Origin of the sequence: Collinsella sp. TF09-1AT (genome assembly GCF_003436895.1) — a bacterium.
Classification (GTDB): domain Bacteria; phylum Actinomycetota; class Coriobacteriia; order Coriobacteriales; family Coriobacteriaceae; genus Collinsella.
Genome location: NZ_QSRC01000006.1, coordinates 14,833 through 33,526, shown reverse-complemented (window position 1 = coordinate 33,526; position 18,694 = coordinate 14,833). Strand labels below are relative to the sequence as shown.

General features: G+C 59.1%; 17 protein-coding genes. 11 read left to right on the top strand and 6 right to left on the bottom strand.

What is annotated here, in order from left to right; genetic code table 11:
• Positions 1-135 precede the first annotated feature (135 nt).
• From DXC90_RS06455 to DXC90_RS06445, 3 genes are all read left to right on the top strand, one after another.
• Positions 136-579 (top strand): FxLYD domain-containing protein, encoded by a 444-nt coding sequence (locus tag DXC90_RS06455; protein WP_117735262.1) that lies wholly within the window; start codon positions 136-138, stop codon positions 577-579.
• A 48-nt stretch (positions 580-627) separates the two neighbouring features.
• Positions 628-1,050: an XRE family transcriptional regulator gene (locus DXC90_RS06450; RefSeq protein ID WP_117735261.1), complete on the top strand. Its 423-nt coding sequence runs from the start codon at positions 628-630 to the stop codon at positions 1,048-1,050.
• 71 nt (positions 1,051-1,121) lie between these two features.
• Positions 1,122-2,513: a protein kinase gene (locus tag DXC90_RS06445; protein WP_117735260.1), complete on the top strand. Its 1,392-nt coding sequence runs from the start codon at positions 1,122-1,124 to the stop codon at positions 2,511-2,513.
• Between the two features lie 55 nt (positions 2,514-2,568).
• On the opposite strand, the gene DXC90_RS06440 is transcribed toward DXC90_RS06445, so the two are convergent.
• On the bottom strand, positions 2,569-3,702 hold the full coding sequence (locus tag DXC90_RS06440; protein ID WP_117735259.1) for a glucosaminidase domain-containing protein: 1,134 nt from the start codon (positions 3,700-3,702) through the stop codon (positions 2,569-2,571).
• Positions 3,703-4,098: 396 nt separating this feature from the next.
• Between DXC90_RS06440 and DXC90_RS06435 the strand changes: the two genes are divergently transcribed.
• Together DXC90_RS06435 and DXC90_RS06430 are read left to right on the top strand one after the other, a co-directional pair.
• On the top strand, positions 4,099-5,355 hold the full coding sequence (locus DXC90_RS06435) for an ATP-grasp domain-containing protein (protein ID WP_099431498.1): 1,257 nt from the start codon (positions 4,099-4,101) through the stop codon (positions 5,353-5,355).
• Between the two features lie 84 nt (positions 5,356-5,439).
• Positions 5,440-6,186, top strand: a complete 747-nt coding sequence (locus tag DXC90_RS06430) for an aspartate/glutamate racemase family protein (RefSeq protein ID WP_233502225.1) — start codon at positions 5,440-5,442, stop codon at positions 6,184-6,186.
• A gap of 124 nt (positions 6,187-6,310) precedes the next feature.
• Here the strand turns inward: DXC90_RS06430 and DXC90_RS06425 are convergent, their stop codons facing one another.
• The 5 genes from DXC90_RS06425 to DXC90_RS06405 form a co-directional block, all read right to left on the bottom strand.
• Entirely contained in the window at positions 6,311-7,057 is a 747-nt protein-coding gene (locus tag DXC90_RS06425; RefSeq protein ID WP_117735257.1) for an energy-coupling factor transporter transmembrane protein EcfT, read from the bottom strand.
• Positions 7,050-8,801 carry an ABC transporter ATP-binding protein gene (locus tag DXC90_RS06420; protein WP_117735256.1) on the bottom strand — a complete coding sequence of 584 codons (1,752 nt, stop codon included), beginning with the start codon at positions 8,799-8,801 and terminating at the stop codon, positions 7,050-7,052. Before DXC90_RS06420 ends, DXC90_RS06425 begins: the two co-directional genes overlap by 8 nt.
• Before the next feature lie 212 nt (positions 8,802-9,013).
• Positions 9,014-9,586, bottom strand: a complete 573-nt coding sequence (locus DXC90_RS06415; protein WP_117735255.1) for a hypothetical protein — start codon at positions 9,584-9,586, stop codon at positions 9,014-9,016.
• A gap of 408 nt (positions 9,587-9,994) precedes the next feature.
• A complete protein-coding gene (locus DXC90_RS06410) occupies positions 9,995-11,800 on the bottom strand; it encodes a C69 family dipeptidase (protein ID WP_158550233.1) in 1,806 nt (601 codons plus the stop codon).
• 409 nt (positions 11,801-12,209) lie between these two features.
• Positions 12,210-13,127, bottom strand: coding sequence for a diacylglycerol kinase family protein (locus DXC90_RS06405; RefSeq protein ID WP_117735253.1), 918 nt, complete (start codon positions 13,125-13,127; stop codon positions 12,210-12,212).
• 98 nt (positions 13,128-13,225) lie between these two features.
• Here DXC90_RS06405 and rnd point away from each other — a divergent pair, with 98 nt between their 5' ends.
• The 6 genes from rnd to DXC90_RS06375 all read left to right on the top strand — a co-directional run bounded on the left by rnd (position 13,226) and on the right by DXC90_RS06375 (position 18,601).
• The gene (gene rnd, locus DXC90_RS06400) at positions 13,226-14,359 is read left to right on the top strand and encodes a ribonuclease D (RefSeq protein ID WP_117735252.1); all 1,134 of its coding nucleotides are present in this window, start codon (positions 13,226-13,228) and stop codon (positions 14,357-14,359) included.
• Between the two features lie 238 nt (positions 14,360-14,597).
• The gene (locus DXC90_RS06395) at positions 14,598-15,302 is read left to right on the top strand and encodes a zinc metallopeptidase (RefSeq protein WP_117735251.1); all 705 of its coding nucleotides are present in this window, start codon (positions 14,598-14,600) and stop codon (positions 15,300-15,302) included.
• A 115-nt stretch (positions 15,303-15,417) separates the two neighbouring features.
• Entirely contained in the window at positions 15,418-16,869 is a 1,452-nt protein-coding gene (gene xseA, locus DXC90_RS06390) for an exodeoxyribonuclease VII large subunit (protein WP_370446336.1), read from the top strand.
• Between the two features lie 42 nt (positions 16,870-16,911).
• Positions 16,912-17,178, top strand: a complete 267-nt coding sequence (gene xseB / locus DXC90_RS06385; protein WP_006234311.1) for an exodeoxyribonuclease VII small subunit — start codon at positions 16,912-16,914, stop codon at positions 17,176-17,178.
• A 155-nt stretch (positions 17,179-17,333) separates the two neighbouring features.
• Positions 17,334-17,669: a histidine triad nucleotide-binding protein gene (locus tag DXC90_RS06380; protein WP_035137921.1), complete on the top strand. Its 336-nt coding sequence runs from the start codon at positions 17,334-17,336 to the stop codon at positions 17,667-17,669.
• Positions 17,670-17,710: 41 nt separating this feature from the next.
• Positions 17,711-18,601 (top strand): LysR family transcriptional regulator, encoded by an 891-nt coding sequence (locus DXC90_RS06375; protein ID WP_117735250.1) that lies wholly within the window; start codon positions 17,711-17,713, stop codon positions 18,599-18,601.
• Positions 18,602-18,694 lie beyond the last annotated feature (93 nt).

Genomic DNA, 18,694 nt, shown 5'->3' with positions numbered 1-18,694 from the left:
GCGTTTGCTCGGCGTTTGGATAACTGCATTGGCCGTTTACCGCAGCCTTAGCTCTCAGCTAATGAATCCAAGTTCAATCCTTTCTACGATGTGCTGTGTGCCGGCACGGTGGCCGGATAGTTGGAAGGATGCATAATGGCAAAAGAGGGAAAGAAACCGATCGGCAAGATCATTTTGGGCGTCATCGTGGTGCTCGTTGTTGTCGGGGCCGTAGGTTCTATGGGTGGCAACTCGTCTGGTTCTTCTACGGGTGATGCGGCAAAATCTGCTGAGCAGACCCAGCAGGTCGAGGAACAAAAAGAGGCACAAGAGCCCTATACGGTTTCGGATGAGGCAGGGGATACGTCTAATCAGTTCGCATATAAGATCACCGGCACGTTGACCAATAATACGGATAAAGAGCAAAGCTACATTCAGATTGAGTATGTTCTGTATGACGCGGACGGCAATCAGGTGGGAACGGCTCTTGCGAACACTAACCATCTAAAAGCGGGCGGCACCTGGAAGTTCGAAGCGTTGAGTACGGTATCTCCCGACCAGGTTGCCAGCTGGGAGCGTTCTGATGTGAGCGGCTTTTAACTAGAATTAATAACATGATTACTGTGCGAGCTGGGGAGGCGAAGCCGCGTGCCCGATAAAAAACTGACCGAGGAGCTGCTCGACGAGCTTCTCGACGCGCCAAGTATCGATGGCTACATAAGGGAACACGACTTTGCCGCCCCATCGCTTTCTGATTACCTAAAGCAGCTGCTGCAGGAAAAGGGACTGGAGCGTTCGCGCGTGGTCCGTATGGCCGACCTCAACGAGACGTTTGGCTATCAGATTTTTACCGGCACGCGGCATCCGAGTCGCAATAAGGTGCTGCAGATTGCCTTTGCCATGGCGCTGACGCTCAAAGAGGCCAACCGCGCCTTGACGGCGGCGGGCGCCAACGTCCTCAACTGCAAGGACCGCCGTGATGCGATCATCATTTTCTGCATCGATCGCGGCTGCAGCTTGCAAAAGGTAAACGAGGAGCTATACCGCTTTGGCGAGGAGACGGTGAGCTAGCGGCTGTCTGCCGGCGGAAGAGCACCTCACGATATTTCAAACATGCAGGGCATGGGCGTCATGGGGCGCCCGTGCCCTGCGTTATTATGGACGCTATGGATACTCAGAGCCCAACATATTCTGATGACGAGCTGACCGCAGCGCTTGCCGAGCACCTGGCGTCGCTCGATCGCGACGACAGCTATCGCGTAGACCGGGTGCTCAAGCGCTCGGATGTCGAGACGACCGAGCTCGTGTACTTTGAGGGCTCTGGCGGAGGGTCTCTCGGCCCCTTTGTTCGTAAGCGTATCGACGCATCGGCCCAGATTGGCGGGGTATATGAGCGTCTGTTTGCGGCCCAGCGCGCCGGACGACGCTATGAGCACTTGCCCCGGATTGTCGATTGCCGCCGCGTGGGCGACGAGCTTTGCGTGGTCATGGAATATATCGAAGGCGAAACGCTTGAGGCCCTGGTGGGACGTTTGGGCGCGACACCCGATTATGCGTGCGATCTGTTTGGCGCCCTTTGCGATGCAGCCGCTGAGCTCCATGCCGGCTTTGCGGTGGCCGGAGAGCGTCCGGTGCCGGTGATTCATCGTGATTTCAAACCCTCGAACATTATCGTCTCGGGTGTGCGATATACGGCCGACGCGGGTATGACCTTTTCGTCACTGGTGATTATCGATTTGGGGATTGCGCGGGTATGGCGTGACGGAGCCGATGCCGACACGGTTAAGTTTGGAACGCGACCCTATGCGCCGCCCGAGCAATATGGTTTTGGGCAGACGAGCGTGCGTAGCGATGTCTATGCGCTCGGCGCACTCCTGTTCTTTTGCTTGACGGGGATCGATCCTAAGCCGGGACGGAACATGCGCGAGCAATGCGAGGCGCGTGGCGTTCCCGCCCCGCTTGCCGATGTTGTCTGCATGGCGATGGCGCTCGATCCGGCCAAGCGCTTTGCAAGCGCGGAGGCGCTCGGGCACGCTGCGCGCGCGGCATATGAGCTGTGCCTGCCTGGGCCTGGCTCGATTGGCGAGACGGAGCCTTCAGCGACGCAGACTGCTCCGCAAACGGCGGCATCCACCGCGCGACAGTCCCAAGATGTCTCGACGGTGGCCCCTTGCCACAAGGGCCTGCTTTCGCGGATCCCGGAGCCCATCGGGCGTATATGGAACGGCTTTATCTATGCAGCAACCTTGCTGCTGCTCGTCGGAAGCCATTTTGCCGTGTTCCAGCCCACGGGAGCCAACCGTAGCTATCCAACGTGGTTTTTGGCCCTTGAGTATTTTCTTATGGTCGATGGCATGGTGGTGCTCATTGCGTTTGGCATGCTCGACCGCCGCAGGCTTCGGCGTCGCTTTCCCGTGCTCGATCGCTATCGGGGTCGTGGGTTTGTCACCCTGTGGCTCAAAGCGTTGGGGATTATAGTCGCCATAATGATCGTGGTTGTTGCCATCGGCAATGCGACCGGCATTGTTACCTAATGTGGCGTACTGCTCAAAGAAAAAGGGCCCCGATTGGGGCCCTTTGCAGCTATAGCTAGATGCGGTTCATCTGGCCGGCAACCTTGTTGTACCAGTCCTGCCACGTGGGCGGGCAGTACTTTTTGGCGGCATCCGGGGTAAGCGTGGAGCCGTAGTTGCGACCAAGATAGGCAACGTGGGCTGAGATGCCCTCGCCCCAGCTGCCAAAGCTGCGCCAACCGCCGCCAACGGCGCTCCAGCCCCAGGCGTTGTAGGAATTAGCGCAATAGAGGCCCTTGCTGCTCTCGATGCAGGCGATGGCGGGGGACCAGCGAGGGTCAACACCGGTGTTCCAGGCGGCCACGGCAAAGTTGTAGCCCTGGCCTGCCAGGGGGGAGCCGGCGAGGTAGTTGTCGATACGGCTGGTCCACTCGTTGATAAACGAGTCGTAATCGGAGTTGCCGGTATTGGGGTTGTTCACCGTGGTATCGATGGTGGTGTTGGAGTTATTTGCCTGGCTGTTGGAGTTGTTGCCGCTCACGCCAGTGCCCGCGAGCTTCTCAGCGGCAGCAGCCTTGTCGGCCTCGAGCTTGGCCAGCTCGGCGGCGTTCTCCTGCTCGGCCTTTGCCTGGGCTTCGCTGCGAAGCTGCTGGGCCTGCGCCAGTGCATCCTCGGCGGTTTTCTGCTCGGCCTCGAGCTGGGACTTGGCCTGCTCGAGCTCAGTCTTGTTCTGCTCGAGCTCGGTCTGCATCTTGTTGAGCTCATCGATCTCATCGACGCTCGAGCTCGTGATCTGGTTGGTGTACTTGCAGGTCGTGATGAACTCGCCCAGGCTCTGCGCGTTGACCAGGAAGCTCACGATGGGGTTGGTGCCCTTCTGGTACTTGTACAGGTCGCGCATGGCGGAGCTTGCCTTGGCCTGCTGATCGGGAAGCTCGGCTTCGATTTGCTCGATGCTGGCCTCGTTGGTGTCGATTTGCTTCTGAAGGTCCTCGAGCTTGGTGCGGGCCTCGTTGTAGGCGCCCGTGGCGGCTTCGATCTTCTGCTGGGCGGCGGAAAGCTGATCCTGCGTTGCCTGCGAGGCGGCATATGCCGCGACGGGGGAGAGCATCGGCGTGGCCGTCAGTGCAACGGCGAGCGCGGCGCTCGTGATGATACGAGCCGGCTTCGACGCGATGAGCGCTGCGGTGCGATGGTTCGAATGCTGCATCCAGTCCCTCTGCAATCAATCGTAGGTTATGGTTCGAAAGGTATTCTACTACTGCTTTCGACCTCAACTTGAACCTTAAAGGTTCTAAAGGGTCAAGTTGAACTTGAGGCTTTGGCTTTGACCTGCAGTTATATCGAATTGTTGAGAAACCATAGAGTTCAACTTTAACGTTACGAGGACCTGTTTGTGGGCGAGTTTTGGGCTGTGAAAGCTCTCTTAACGTGGGGTTTTGCAACTACAGGGCCCTATCGCGGTGAGCGCGGCTTTCATACTAGATAATTGCGTTGATTGCCATAGATACGGTGGAGCTTTAGGAGGAGACGGCCCGGCACGTTAAAATAAACAGGTTGCATAAAGACCGCTCAGCGTATGGGCAGTTGATGATAGGAAGTATCCATGGCATTGCAGTTTACAGAGCGTGAGTTTATCCCCGTGCTGCTCGGTGGCGACATCAACGCCTATTCGGTGGCGCGCGCCTTCTACGAGGAGTACCAGGTCAAGAGTCTGGTCTTTGGCAAGTATCAGACGGGTCCCGCGTACCGCAGTCAGATTATCGACTACACGCCCAACGTGGATATCGATACCATGCCCGTGATGCTCAGGACCGTCAACGGCATTGCCCAAGCGCATGCCGATAAGACGATTGTCCTTGTGGGCTGTGGAGATAACTATGTTGCCCTCGTGGCTCAGGCCAAGGATGCCCATGAGTTGGCGGATAACATCGTCGCGCCTTACGCTCCCTATAGCATGCTTGAGCAGTGTCAGAAGAAGGAGATCTTCTACGAGCTGTGCGAGAAGCATGGCGTGCCCTATCCGCATACCTTTACCTTCACCATGGCGATGCTGAATGCCCAAGGCGAGGCACCTGCCGAAGTGCTCGACCAGATCGATTTTCCTTACCCGATGATCCTGAAGCCTTCCGACGGCATCATGTGGTGGCAGCACGAGTTCGAGGGCCAGAAAAAGGCCTATGAGATTGCCGACCGTGCTGAGCTGGAACAGGTCATTCGCGACTCGTATGCCAGCGGCTACACCGACGACCTGATCTTGCAGGATCGCGTGCCCGGCAACGACGAGTACATGCGCGTGCTCACCAGCTATTCCGACCGCAACGGCAAGGTCCGCATGATGTGCCTGGGCCACGTGCTGCTCGAGGAGCATCAGCCCCATGGCGTCGGTAATCACGCCTGCATCATCACCGAGCCCAATGACGAGCTTATGGGTGGCGTGCGCAAGTTGCTCGAGGACCTTCACTTTGTGGGCTATTCCAACTTTGACGTTAAGTACGACGAGCGCGACGGCTCGTTTAAGTTCTTCGATTTCAACACGCGCCAGGGTCGCAGCAACTACTACGTCACCAACAGCGGCTTTAACGTTGCCAAGTATGTGGTGGACGAGTATGTGTTCAACCGCCCGTTTGAGCCGGAGTTTGTGACGGCGCAGGACGAGGCCCTGTGGATGGTCGTTCCCATGGGCGTCGTCGACAAGTACGTCAAGGATCCCGAGTTGCGCGCGAAGGTGCATCGCCTGGACAAGGAAGGCAAGGGCGCCGACCCTTCGTTTATGAAGGGCGACTTTGTCTTTAACCGCTGGCTGCGCATGTGGCACACCAAGCTGCGCCACTTTAAGCTGTTCAAGACGTATTACAAGTAGATGAGTGCGGCGCCCGTCCGGTTTACATCGGGCGGGCGCGGGTATGATACGCGCAATTGCGCAAGCGTCACCAAGGAGGCGGCGATGGAAAAGCTGGGAGTTATCGGCGGCATGGGCGCCGAGGCCACGTCGTATTACTACGACCAGGTGGTGCGTCATACGGCTGCTGCCTGCGATCAAGAACATATCGACATGGTGGTGCTCTCCAAGTCGACCATGCCCGACCGCACGCTGGCCATTAAGACCGGCGAGCATGCCAAGCTGCTGGCGACCATGAAAGAGTGTGCCCAGGCACTCGAGTCGCTGGGCTGTGCGCACATTGCCATTCCCTGCAACACGTCACACTACTTCTACGACCAGATCCAGTCGTTTACCAGGGTGCCGATCATTCACATGCCGCGCGAGTCGGTTCGCTATGCCCTTGCGGGTGCGGTGATGGGGGAGTGCGAGTTCGATCCCAATCTGAGCATGCCGGCCGAGCCGGTTCGCAAGATTGGCATTATGGGAACCGACGGCACCGTGGGTGCCGGCGTCTACGGGCGCGAGTGCGAGGCGGCAGGTGTCGAGGTTGTCTATCCCAGCGAGAAACGTCAGAACGATGTGATGTCGCTTATCTACGATGATGTGAAGGCCGGACGTGAGCCCGATATGGATAAGTTCGATCGCGTGATGTGGGAGTTCGCCCGCAGTGGCTGCGACCGTGTCATTTTGGCTTGCACGGAGCTCTCGGTGCTGCAAAAGTATCGCGAGATGCCCGAGATCACCCTCGACGCCATGGACGTGTTGGTGCGCGAATCCATCATCCGCAGCGGCGCACTCTATCGCCTGTAGCCCTCGACCTGCCAAGAAGGGACAGGTTTATTTTGGCAGGTTTTATCTGGGGAAACAGTAAGGCCCCGGCTCGCTCGATGCGATCCGGGGCCTTTTGCGTTTGTCGGTTGCCATTGGCGATGGGCTAGAACAGGAAGCCGAGGACGATGAGCGCAACACTGACAGTAAGCACAGCAATGTCCAGCCCTGTGATGGGATAGCGCTTGTACGAGCTGGCGCGCGTACGCAGATAGAAGCCGCGCTGTTCTGCCGCCAAGGCCGTGGCATCGGTTTTGCCCACGCTCGAGATGAGCAGTGGCACGCACAGTGGCAGCATGAGCTTAAGCTTCTTGATGGGGTTCTTGGTGTCGTACTCGACGCCGCGTGCGGTCTGCGCCTCCATGATGGCGTTCATCTCCTGACCAAACGCCGGCACAAAGCGCAGCGCCGTGGTAAAGGTGAAGGCATAGCGATACGGCACGTGCAGCACCTCGACGCAGGCGTTGGCAAGGTCGTTGAGCTTGGTCACCATGAGCATGAGGATGAGTGGTAACGCCACGCCCAGCAGGCGCAGACAGGCCTTCGATCCTGTGATGAGGCCCGTGTCGGTGATAAAGCCCCACACCACGTTGCCATCGCGCATAAAGGCCAGCTGGAGCACCAGCATGATAAGCGCGAGCGGAATCAGCAACTTGAGTAGCGAGAACAGACGGTTGACGACGCCGGCATAGGCACCCAGAGCAAGGGTGAGTGCCAAAAAGCCCAGCAGCGCCACATAGGTGTCGGATAAGAAGATGCCGACGATGATGGCGGCGGCGAGGCCCAGCTTGACAACGGGGTTCAGGCGATGCAGCAGCGTATCGCCCGGCATGTAGTCGATGACGTTAACCACGGTGGACCATCTCCTTGGTAATTCGAACGACATCGGTGACCTCGCTCACCTGCGCAAAAGCGGGCGAGACGGAAGATGCCAGACGGCGCGAGAGTTCAATAACCTGGGGAGGCTCCACGTAGACACGCCGCATGAGATCGATGTTCGAGAATAGCTCGTGCGTGCGGCCGCGGTCGAGGATGCGGCCGTTTGCCATCACCACGATGCGCTCGGCAAAATCCGAAACGACTTCCATATCGTGGCAGACCATGATAACGGCGCAACCGCGCTCGGCCATGGTGCGCACCGTTTCCATGACGGTCATGCACTCGCGGTAATCAAGGCCGCTCGTGGGCTCGTCGAGCACGACGATCTTGGGCTCTACGACCACGACAGAGGCGAGTGCCACCATCTGGCGCTGACCGCGCGAAAGCGAGAAAGGCGCCTCATCGGCAGGCAGGCCAAAGCGGTCGATGACGAGTTGAGCACGACGCAGAGCCTCGGCGCGGTCCATGCCGCCAAGCTCCAAGCCAAAGGCGACCTCGTCGAGCACAGTGTCCTTGCAGATCTGACGGTCAGGGTTTTGGAAGAGGGTTGCAGCTTCGCGGGCGATACGGCTCGTGGGAACGGCTGCGGTATCCAGTCCCGTGACGCGCACGCTGCCCGAGGCGGGCTTAAGCAGGCCTGTGAGCAGCTTGGTGAGCGTGGTCTTGCCGGCACCGTTCTGGCCGACGATGCCCACGAGCTCGCCGGGATAGAGGGTCAGGTTGAGGTCGTGGACGGCGGCGCCGCCATTGGGATAGGCAAACTCAACATGATCGAAGGTGAGCACGGGCTCGGCGTCCTTGGCGTGCGGGCGCAACGACGGTGCGTGCGGTGAGCCGGCGGGTGCCTGAATGTCGCTGCTTGCGTGTGCGGGGTCGACGATGCCCGAAATCAGGCGCTCGGCCTCATCGACATCCAAGCAAGGGGTACCGCTTACCAGGCCATCGGCCTGGAGGCTATTGAAGATACGCGTGACGCGAGGGCAGTCGACGCCGATGGCACGGAGCTCGTCGGTATGCGCGAAGACCTCGTGTGGCTCGCCCAGCAGCGCGATTTCGCCATGGTTGAGCACGAGCACGCGGTTGCAGTACTCCGAGAGCAGGGCGACCTTTTGCTCAACGACGGCGATGGTGATTCCAAGTGCGCGGTTTGCCTCACGTAGCGTCTCGAAGACCAGGGTGGAGCTGGCGGGGTCGAGCGCTGCGGTGGGCTCATCGAGCACGAGCACGCGCGGTCGCATGGCGAGGATGGCAGCGATGGCCACCTTTTGCTTTTGGCCGCCCGAGAGCGTGGCGATCTCGCGGTCGCGCAGGTCGCTGATGCCGACGGTCTCGAGCGTTTCGCTCACGCGCTGCTCGATCTGGTCGTGGGGAACGCCAAAGTTCTCGAGTCCAAAGAGTATCTCGTCCTCGACGACCGAAGCGACCATCTGCGTGTCGATATCCTGCAGCACGCTGCCGACGATCTGCGATACGTCGGTGAGCGAGACCTCGCAGGTGTCGTGGCCGCCAACCATGACGGACCCAAAGAACGTGCCGGTGTAGTGGTGGGGCACGGCGCCCGACAGGCAGGCGGAAAGCGTGGACTTGCCGGCGCCCGAGGGCCCGATGATGCCGATGAAATCTCCCTTGTTCACGCTGAGCGAGATGTGGCTAAGCGCCTGCTCGGTCTGCGTGCCATAGGAGAACGAGACATCGTCGACGTTGATGATCGTTTCCATGGATACCTTTCATAGTCATTGGGGACGTTCTTACATGACTAGTCGTTTAAGAACGTCCCCAAGAGCTAGTTGTTTGGGACAGTCTTTGTTGGTGGAGTGCGGAGACGGCTTTACGAGGGGCCCCAGGTTGGCGCGAAAGAGGAGCGCAGCGTACTTGGGTACGCGAGCGACGAATGAACGCCAAGATGGGGTGGCTCGTAAAGCCGAGCGGGTTAATGGAGCCTAAGGGCCTTCTGGATGGGCAAGTAGAGGGCACCGACCAGAATGGCGTTAAAGACGGCGGTCATGGCGACGACGGGCAGCATAGCGGCGGCGAGCTCGCCCACCACGCCGAGCATGGCCATCTTGATGACCATGAAGATGACGCCCGAGACAAAGGTGGTCACGAACGTTGCGACGATGGCGACGGCAGACTTGACCTGTCCGTCCTTGGCAGCAGCGTTGACGATGACGGCCATGAGCATGGCGGCGATGCCCTCGGCGGCAAAATCGAAGAACGGCGAGGTGGTGGTGATCTGGATCACGGCAGCCGAGATGAGGCCAATGACGAGCGCCTGGCCGATGTTGGGGCGAACGACCAGGATGGTGAGGCAGAAGGCCGAGATGATGAACTCGGGGCTGATCATGCCGCCCGAGATGCCCGAGATTGCCTTGCCGACGGTGAAGTTGAGGATGAAGCCGGCGGCGAGCAGGATGGCGAGCAGGACGAGGGCGCGGACATCGAGCTTGCCGCGGTCGGCGGTCTGGACGGTGCGGGGCTGGGCGGCGGTGGTGTTCTGAGACATGGTGAAAATCCTTTCGGAATGGGAGTGCAAGAGAAAAGCGGAGGCGCGTGATGCGAATGCGATCGGGCTCGAGATAGAAAAAGGCCCCCGGTCGAAACCGGAGGCCTTCCAATCACCTAGAGCGCAAAAACAGGCGTGAGGGACTCACTGTCGACCGATCGAATTCGCATCACGCCACCACCAGTTGTTGAGAGAGTTCATCGTGTTCTTCATGTTGGTGGCTCCTTTCGTGATGCCGTGGCGCGGTCGCACCTAGTTGCTGTTGCGCTGCACTATAGCACAGCGAAGTGTGTGCGGGGAAATCTTTTTTAAAAAGATTTCAGGCGGGTTTCCCGCCGGTCAAAAGAGCGGGCTGAGCGAACGAGGCTGCCATCGCTGCCTTGCCCGCTCAGCTAGGACATGAGGGCCTTAGGCCTTCTTGCGACGATAGATCACGTAGGCGCAGACGCCGATGATGACGACGGCGCCAACGGCCATGGCAACCATGTTGTTGCCCTCGGACTTCTCCTCGGTGGCCTCTTCCTCTTTGACCTCGGGCTCGGCTACATCCTCATCGGAGAGGGCCTCGTCGGCGTAGGTGATGGACTCGACCAGGCAGTCGTTGTCGGCATCGTAGTCACTCGGGACGAACTCCTCGGAGAAATCCTCCTCCTTGAGGTAGTCACGCATCTCCTCGAGCATAGCCTTGCACTTGAGGTAGGTGTTCTTGGTGGCAGCCTTGCCGGCCTTGTTGGCCAGGGCGGTGCGGGCCTCGGTGTCCTCGGTGGCCTGCATGGCATCGTCGACGGTCAGGTTCTGCTCGATGAGTTCCTTCTGCAGGGCGTCGAGATAGGCGCGGACGCCGGTGGCGCAGTGGTCGCGGTTCTCATAGGCGAGTGTGTTGATGTCCATGAGGACGTAGTTGATGGAGTTCTTGGGCTCCTCGTTGTTCACGACGTCTTCCTCTTCGCAGTGATCAAAGGAGACATCCTGATCGCTGAAGTAGGGGCTGACCTCGGTGAGCAGTGCGGAGTAGAAGGGGATGGCGACGGAGAATTCGGCGTTGGAGAGCATCTCCCACTGAATGGTCGCGATCTCGGGGTCCATGCCCTGACGGATCTGGAAGGTGTGGATCTCGGTGTTGCGGTTGGAACCAATGGCATAGGCGCCGTCGGTGTTGGCGTTGAGGCCGGCGACATTCTCGCCACGAGTAGCAAAGCTGCGGATCATCTCAAAGGTGTTCCAGTCGGACTTGCCGGGCTGGAAGAACAGCGGCTGCATCTCGTGGACCAGGGCGCCGGTCGTGGCGCGAGCATCTTCGCGCTCGTCCTTAACGATCTCGTAGTCGGTGCCCTCGGCAAGCGGAGCCATGAAGTAATCGCGGCCCTGGATATAGCGCGACCAAGAATGCATGGCCTGCTCGCTAATTTCCTCACCGTAGGTCTGGGCAACGTCGAACTGGCCGTCATCGAAGTACTTGGCAAAGCCCTTTTCTTCGGGCATGGTCTGAATGTCCTTGGAATGGAGGCAGTTCTCGGTGTCGTCGAGGTTAACCTTGTAGTTAAGGTTGCCGATGTTGGGGTTGACCGAGGCGATGTCGTCGGTGAGCTTCATGGCAATCCACTGATGGCCAGAAAGTCCGGCGAACAGCCAGGTCTCGTTGTTGTCGGCGATGATGATCTGGTCGTTGGTGCAGATGCCCTGCTCGTCGACCAGACTTCCGAGGAGCTCGACGCCCTCGCGGGCCGTGGCGCTCTCGCCCAGGATGACGCTGGCGTAGTTGTATTCACCGATGCCGGTCTCCTCGGTGAGGGGGTCGGCCTCCTCGGCCTTCTCGTTGTAGGAGGTGCTCAGCGTGGCAGAGCAGGAGACGCCCTTCTCGTTGATGCCAGCCTCGGAATAAGCGTCATAGCGATCTTCCCACTGAGAGGGGTTGTCGCGAACGAAGGTGTAGCGATACGTGGGGCCCGTGGACTTGTACTCAAAGCCGGATTCGAGCGAGGTGTACTTGCTACCGTCCTTGTGCGCAGGCTCAATGCCAAAGTGCTTGATATAGCGTGTGCTAAAGTCCTCTGCGCGGCCGTAGTACGTGTTGCCGTCCGCCGTGAGTTTGCTGCCCATGTAGATCTGGGTGCAAGCGAGTGCCGAGGTCGGCATGGCCATAATGGCCGCAGCTCCGAATGCAAGGCCGCAGCCAAGCTTCTTGAGCGTGTTGACGGGATGAGTAAACCTCATGATCCCTCCCAACCGTTGAAACCCCGCGGAACCGTGCAGGATTTCAGCTAATAAATACATCTATTAGCCTATCGGAAGTCTAAAAAGTATTCACTAGATTCGGTGAAATACTCGATGAGCGTCATAAAATATGCGATGAGCGGATAAGAATACTCATTTTGTAGCTTTAGTTAAATAAAGGCACCCTGCATTTACTGCAGTGGAATAAAGCGCCAGACAATACTCAAAAGAAAACTCTCCCGCTGTTTAGAATTTGCATAAACAGCGGGAGAGTCGATAGCTGGATGAATATCATACTAATGTGGTTTTACTTCTTCCGACGGTGGATCACGTTAATCGCATAGCCGACGAGCATGGCCAGAACAATGACGATAAAGCCGAGCAGGGGATTGTCGTTCATGGGGTCCTCCTATTTTCCGAGCGGGGAGAATTCGTCGACGATGAGGTCGAGGCATTGCGGAAGCGCGCGGGCACCAAAGACGCCCGAGTTGCTGGAGATGATCTCGCCATCGAACTGCATGCCCAGCGACGGCGTGCAGGTGATCTTGGCTTCTTTGGTCTGGATGATCTTGAACTGCGGACGGCCAAGCACCTTGCCGGCGGGGTCGAGCGCGGCGGTGATTACCGTGGGAAGCAGCTGTACCGTGCGTACGGGCTCGATGACCGCGATGTCGACCATGCCGTCGTTCATGCGGCAGTTGGGGAACAGGTTGATGTCGTTTTGGATGACAGACGTGTTGCCTGCCATGCAACAGATGCCGTCGAGCTCCTCGACAATGCCGTCATGCTCAATGGTAAAGTGCGCCACCGTGGGGTTGGGTGTGGCGAGCGCCGACAGGAAGTAGGCGATCTCGCCGATGTCGTTTTTAGTGGGGGCGGCCTTCATCATAATCTCAGCGTCAAAGCCCGAGCCGGCGATGATGATAAAGCCATGGCGCTTTTCGTTGCCGTTCTCGTCGAGCCAAAAGAGCTCGCCCATGTCGACTTTGACCGTGCGGCCGGCGCGGCATGCCTTGGCGAGCGCCGCTGCCTCGGGGGCATTGCCGATGTTGTTAAAGAATAGGCAGGCCGTGCCGGAGGGGAAAACGAGCGTGGGAACGCCGCAGCCGCGCATCTGGTCGAGCACGTTGGAGACGGTGCCGTCGCCGCCCGAGACGACCACGCGGTCGAACTCGCGAACGTCTGCCACGGCGTCCTCGGGCTCCATGCCATCGCCGATAAAGCGCATCACGACCTCGTCGCCGCCCTGTGCAAGGGCGTGCGTGAATGCGTAGATTTCATCTGAGCTGGGGCCCGATGCCGGGTTGTGGATGATAAGGCAGCGCATACTTACGTTCCCGTTCTGTGACTAACCGAGTATAGTTGTAGGGCAATGCCGATATCCTACCCGTGTTTTTCGGGCCTAACCTTATTCGATGGGTTGATATGTACATTTCCACACATCAGGCTCTGCTCGACTTTTGCCAGCGCGCCCGCGAGTTCGACGCGATCGCCGTCGACACCGAGTTTTTGCGCGAGCGCACGTTTCATCCGCGCCTGTGCCTGGTCCAGATTGCCACCCCCGCCGAGAGTGTCGCGGTCGATCCGCTGGTGATCGACGACCTATCGCCGCTGGCCGAGCTTATGGCCGACGAGAGCGTGACCAAGGTCTTCCACGCCTGCTCGCAGGATATGGAGGTCATGCTTCATACCGTAGGCGTGCTGCCGCGTCCGATTTTTGACACGCAGGTCGCCGCCGCCTTTTTGGGCGAGCGCCAGCAGATTTCCTACGGTGCGCTCGTGCAGACGTTCTGCGGCGTTTCGTTGCCTAAGACCGAGTCGCTGACCGACTGGTCGCGCCGCCCGCTGACCGATAAGCAGATTGAGTACGCGATCGATGACGTCAAGTACCTGATTGTTGCCTATACCGAGATGATGAGCCGCCTGCGCGAGCTGGGCCGTGTGGACTGGGTGCTCGACGAGTTGCGCCCGCTGGCCGACGAGTCGCACTATCGCGCTGATCGCCACGAGGCGTTCCGCAAGGTCAAACGCATCAATTCGTGCAGCCGTCACCAGCTGGGTATCGCGCGCGAGCTCGCCGCCTGGCGCGAGGATCGCGCCGAGCGCCACAACATCCCGCGCAAGTGGGTCATGTCCGACGACACGCTGCTGGCGCTCGTCAAGCGCAATCCCGTGCGCGTCGAGGAGTTCCGCAGCATCCGCGGCACCGACCAGCTGGGGGAGCGCGATGTGGAAGGCGCGCTCATGGCCATCAAGCGCGGCGCGAGCTGCCCGCACGATCGCCTGCCGCTCATGGTGCGCGGGCATCGCCAGATTTCGTCGGAGTTGGAGAGCGTGACCGACCTTATGTATGCGCTTATTCGCTTGGTCTCCGAGCGCTCGGGCGTGGCGACCTCGGTCATTGCCTCGCGCGATGACCTGGCCGACTACATCGAGCATCCCGAGCAGAGCCCCCTGCGCGAAGGTTGGCGTTTTGAGCTCGTGGGTTCGCGTCTGGACGATTTGCTCTCGGGTAATATGGGGTTGACGGTCAAAGATGGCAAAATTGAATTGCTATAGGTATATAGTTACGCGGTTTTACCAAACCGCGTAACAGCTCGACGCTGCAAACGGCCGAGAGCGGCAATCTGACGTTCAATCGTCGCTCGCGTACCAAAGTACGCGACGCTTCTCTTTCACGTCACCTTGCTCGCTCTCGACCGTTTTCGCTGACATTGCCAAAACATCGATGTTGATTTGCTGGTCAGTCGAGTGGGTAGAATGCCTCCAACGTGTAACTCGATTCGGAGGAATTCGCATGCCTTATTACTATGGATACGGCTTTGGCATCGACCCGCTGTACCTGCTGGTTGTTCTTGTCTGCACAGTGCTTGGCCTTGCCGCGCAGAGCTATATCAACTCGACGTACAAGACGTGGTCTAAGGTGCGCTCGGATGGCGATACGGGCGCCACGGTCGCTCGTCGCATGCTCGATGCCAACGGTTGTAGCGCCGTGGGCATAAAGGGCGTTGCCGGCGAGCTTACCGATCATTACAACCCGCAGGATAACAACCTGTATCTCTCGGATGCCAACCGTTCGGGCGGGTCGGTCGCAAGCGTTGCCGTCGCCTGCCACGAGGCGGGCCATGCCGCCCAGCGTCAAAGTGGTTATGCCATGATGAAGGTACGCACCGCTTTGGTCCCCGTCGTCAACTTTACCCAGAACACCTGGACGATCGTGCTGCTCATGGGCCTGTTCATGAACATCGCGGGGCTCACGACCCTCGCGCTGGTCTTCTTCTCGTTTAGCGTGCTGTTCCAGCTGGTTACGCTGCCGGTCGAGATCGATGCCAGTCGCCGCGCCGTGGCGTATATCGAGCAGTCGGGCATGAGTTCCAAGCAGGTCAACGGTGCCAAGAAGGTGCTGACGGCAGCCGCGCTCACCTACGTGGCGGCGGCGCTCACCTCGATTATTCAGCTGCTCTACCTTATGGCTCGCTACAACAGAAACTCCAACCGATAACAAATTGGGTCGCTGGGCGCCGTGGGGATTTGTGTCCCCGCGGCGCTGTACTATGTTTTGGACTTGAATTTGCGCAGGGCCGAAGCCCTTGTGCACGATAACGGAAGGAGGCTGCGTGGCAGGCTGGAATCTAACCGGCAATGCCGTTTCCGCCGAGTTCGACGGTTCGGACGATCAGGAGCGCAAGGAGCTCAGCGTGAGCCAGGCGGTGGAGATCGCCGCCGGCGCGCTCGATGCCATTCCGCAGCTGAGCGTTTTAGGCGAGGTCACGGGTTTCCGTGGTCCCAACGCCCGAAGCGGCCACTGCTACTTTCAGATCAAGGACGACTCGGCGGCCGTCGACTGTATCATCTGGAAGGGCGCCTACCTTAAGCGCACTTTCGACTTGCGCGACGGCATGCAGGTAAGCTTTAAGGGCAGCTTCAATCTCTACAAGCCTACGGGTCGCATGAGCTTCGTCGCCCGCTCGTTCTCGCTGGCGGGGGAGGGTCTGCTGCGTCAACAAGTGGCGCAGCTGGCCGAAAAGCTACGCCGCGAGGGCCTGATGGACGAGACGCGCAAGCGTCGCATCCCGGTGTTTTGCTCGCGCGTAGCGGTCGTCACCTCGCTTTCGGGCGCCGTAATCGATGACGTCAAGCGTACGCTGCGCCGTCGCAACCCGCTTGTCGAGCTTGTCTGCGTGGGCGCAAAGGTCCAGGGCGAGGGTGCGCCGGCAGAGCTTATTGAAGGCTTGCGCCGCGCCGCTGCCATTACGCCGGCGCTCGATTGCATTTTGCTCGTGCGTGGCGGCGGTTCCTTCGAGGACCTCATGACCTTTAACGATGAGGAGCTCGCCCGCGCGGTGGCGGCTTGCCCCGTGCCCGTGGTGACTGGTATTGGGCATGAGCCCGATACCTCGATCTGCGACATGGTGAGTGACCGTCGCGCCTCCACACCCACGGCGGCGGCCGAATCGGTGGCGCCGGCTATGACGGAGTTGGCTGATGTGCTCGAGGCGCGCCATCAGCGTCTGGGCGCCGCGATGGCTTCGATGATCGGGTCGGATCAGGTCGATCTGGAAATGCTCGACCAACGCGGCCGTCGTGCCTGGGACACCTATACGGCTCGTCTGGGCGACGCGCTCGATGCAGCCGCGTGCCGCCCGTGTCTTAACGATCCAACGTTTATGGTTGAGCGTCGCGAGTCCGAGCTTGCCCTGACGGCCGATCGTTTGTCTGGCGCCATAACGCGTTCGGTTGGGGCCTTCCGTTCCAACTTCGAGCGTCTGCCCGAGCGCTTGATCGCAAGCACCTCAGGGCTTGATGGCAAGCGCCATGCGCTCACGCTCGCGAGTTCTCGCCTGGAGCATCAGGGGCGCACGATGCTCAGCAAGTCAGCGTCCGACCTGGGCCGTGCGGCGGCTTCGCTCGATGCCCTGTCGCCGCTTAAGGTACTTGCCCGCGGTTACTCCATCGCGTACAGCGATGATGGGGTTGCTACGAGCGCCAAGACCTTTAAGCCCGGCGACGCCATCCGCGTGCGCATGTCAGACGGTAACGTGTCGGCAACCGTCAACGCGGTCGAGTAGACCGCGTTTCACAGTGATAGACCCTTAGGAAAGGAAACAGATATGGCAGAGAAGACCCCGGTGGAGCAGCTTACGTACAAGCAGGCTTCGCAAGAGCTGGAGCTCATCATCCGCAGCCTTGAGTCGGGCGATATGGAGCTCGAGGAGTCGCTCGAGAGCTACACCCGCGGCGTCGAGCTCCTCAAGAGCCTGCGCACCCGCCTGTCCGATGCCGAGCAGAAGGTCTCGGTGCTCCTTAAGGACGTCGACGGCAACGACGTACTCGCCGACGGCGAAGCCGCCAACACCGACGACAACCTTTCGTTCTAGCCAACTTACAGCCTGCTTTGGGGTAGTCTGTTTGGGACGGGGCTTTTTTGACTACCCTTGCGCGACGGCTCGCCGAGCGCTTGCGTTTGCGAAAAAGTAGTCAAAAAAGCCCCGTCCCAAAAAGACTACCTTGGTCTGTGAGAAAGGAACCAACCATGTGTGATTGCATTTTCTGCAAAATCGCCAACCACGAGATCCCCTCGACCGTTGTCTATGAGGACGACCAGGTCATCGCTTTTGACGACCTCAACCCCCAGGCGCCGGTCCATACGCTCGTGATCCCCAAGAAGCACTACAGCGATATCGCCGACAACGTGCCCGCCGAGACCATGGGCGCCATGGCTCACGCCATCCAGGAGGTCGCCAAGGCCAAGGGTCTGGAGGACGGTTTCCGCGTCATTTCCAACAAGGGTGTCAACGCCGGCCAGACCGTCATGCACTTCCACATGCACGTCCTCGGCGGCAAAAACCTGGGCGAGAACCTCATCTGAGGGCGCGTAGCCCGTCGACTTGGCTGCCTTTGGAGTAATCTATGCAGCTTTCTCAACTCGAATACCTTCAAGCGGTAGCGAACTATGGCGGCGTGCGCAAAGCAGCTCGCGCCGTTCATGTGAGTCCGCAAGCCGTTTCGTCGGCAATCAAAAAGTTGGAATCTGAGTATCAGATTGTTTTGCTCGACCGATCGGCGGGGGAGGCTGTTTTGTCTCCGGCGGGCAGAGAATTTGCGCGTCTTGCACGCGTGATCCTGGCACAAGTCGACGATCTCAAAAAGTACGCACAATCGAGGGGCGACGGCGTCTCGCCCGACGGCCACTTCCGTCTTTACGCCCCCTGCCTTCATGGACGGGGGCGCCTTTTTGCCGAAAACTGGTACGACTCGTTTGAACGCTCGCACCCTCAGATTCATCTTGATGTGTGGCATCAGCCAACGGCAACATGCTTTGAATCACTTGTGCTTGGCATTTCGGACGCGGCTATCTCGTTTGAGGAACCACGGGACAGCGTCCTTTCTTCTAAATACTTGGGTGAAAAGGAGCTCAAGGTTCTTTCATACCCAGCGGGTCATCAATCTGTTGACGCTATGACCATTCGTGAGTTACTGGGCGGCAGGCTCGCTGTTCCCATTAATTTGTCACCCTGTCTCAATGCGATTAACCAATGCCCTGAAGCCCAGCTCGTCAATTTTCGCTTCCGAGATGTCGAATACGAAAACAGGGCGCAGGCTGAGTTTCTTCAAGCCGGGGGATTGATATTGGGTTTTTCTGGCTCTTCTCTCGCATCGGATGGATCGGAAGTGAGCGAGTGCTCCATTGAAGCCTCACATGACGTAGCCTTGCCCATCTACTTTTGCTATCGACAAAATGCCTGGACCGATCGACACCAGACGGTATTTCTTCACCTATTGCGTCATCTCGCTTCGTGAGGCCATTTGGCCTCGTGTCGTCAAGTGAATGTTGACGCCCTGCAACGCATAGCTGACAGCTTTGCCCTCATGCTTTTCCAAGATTCCGATTTA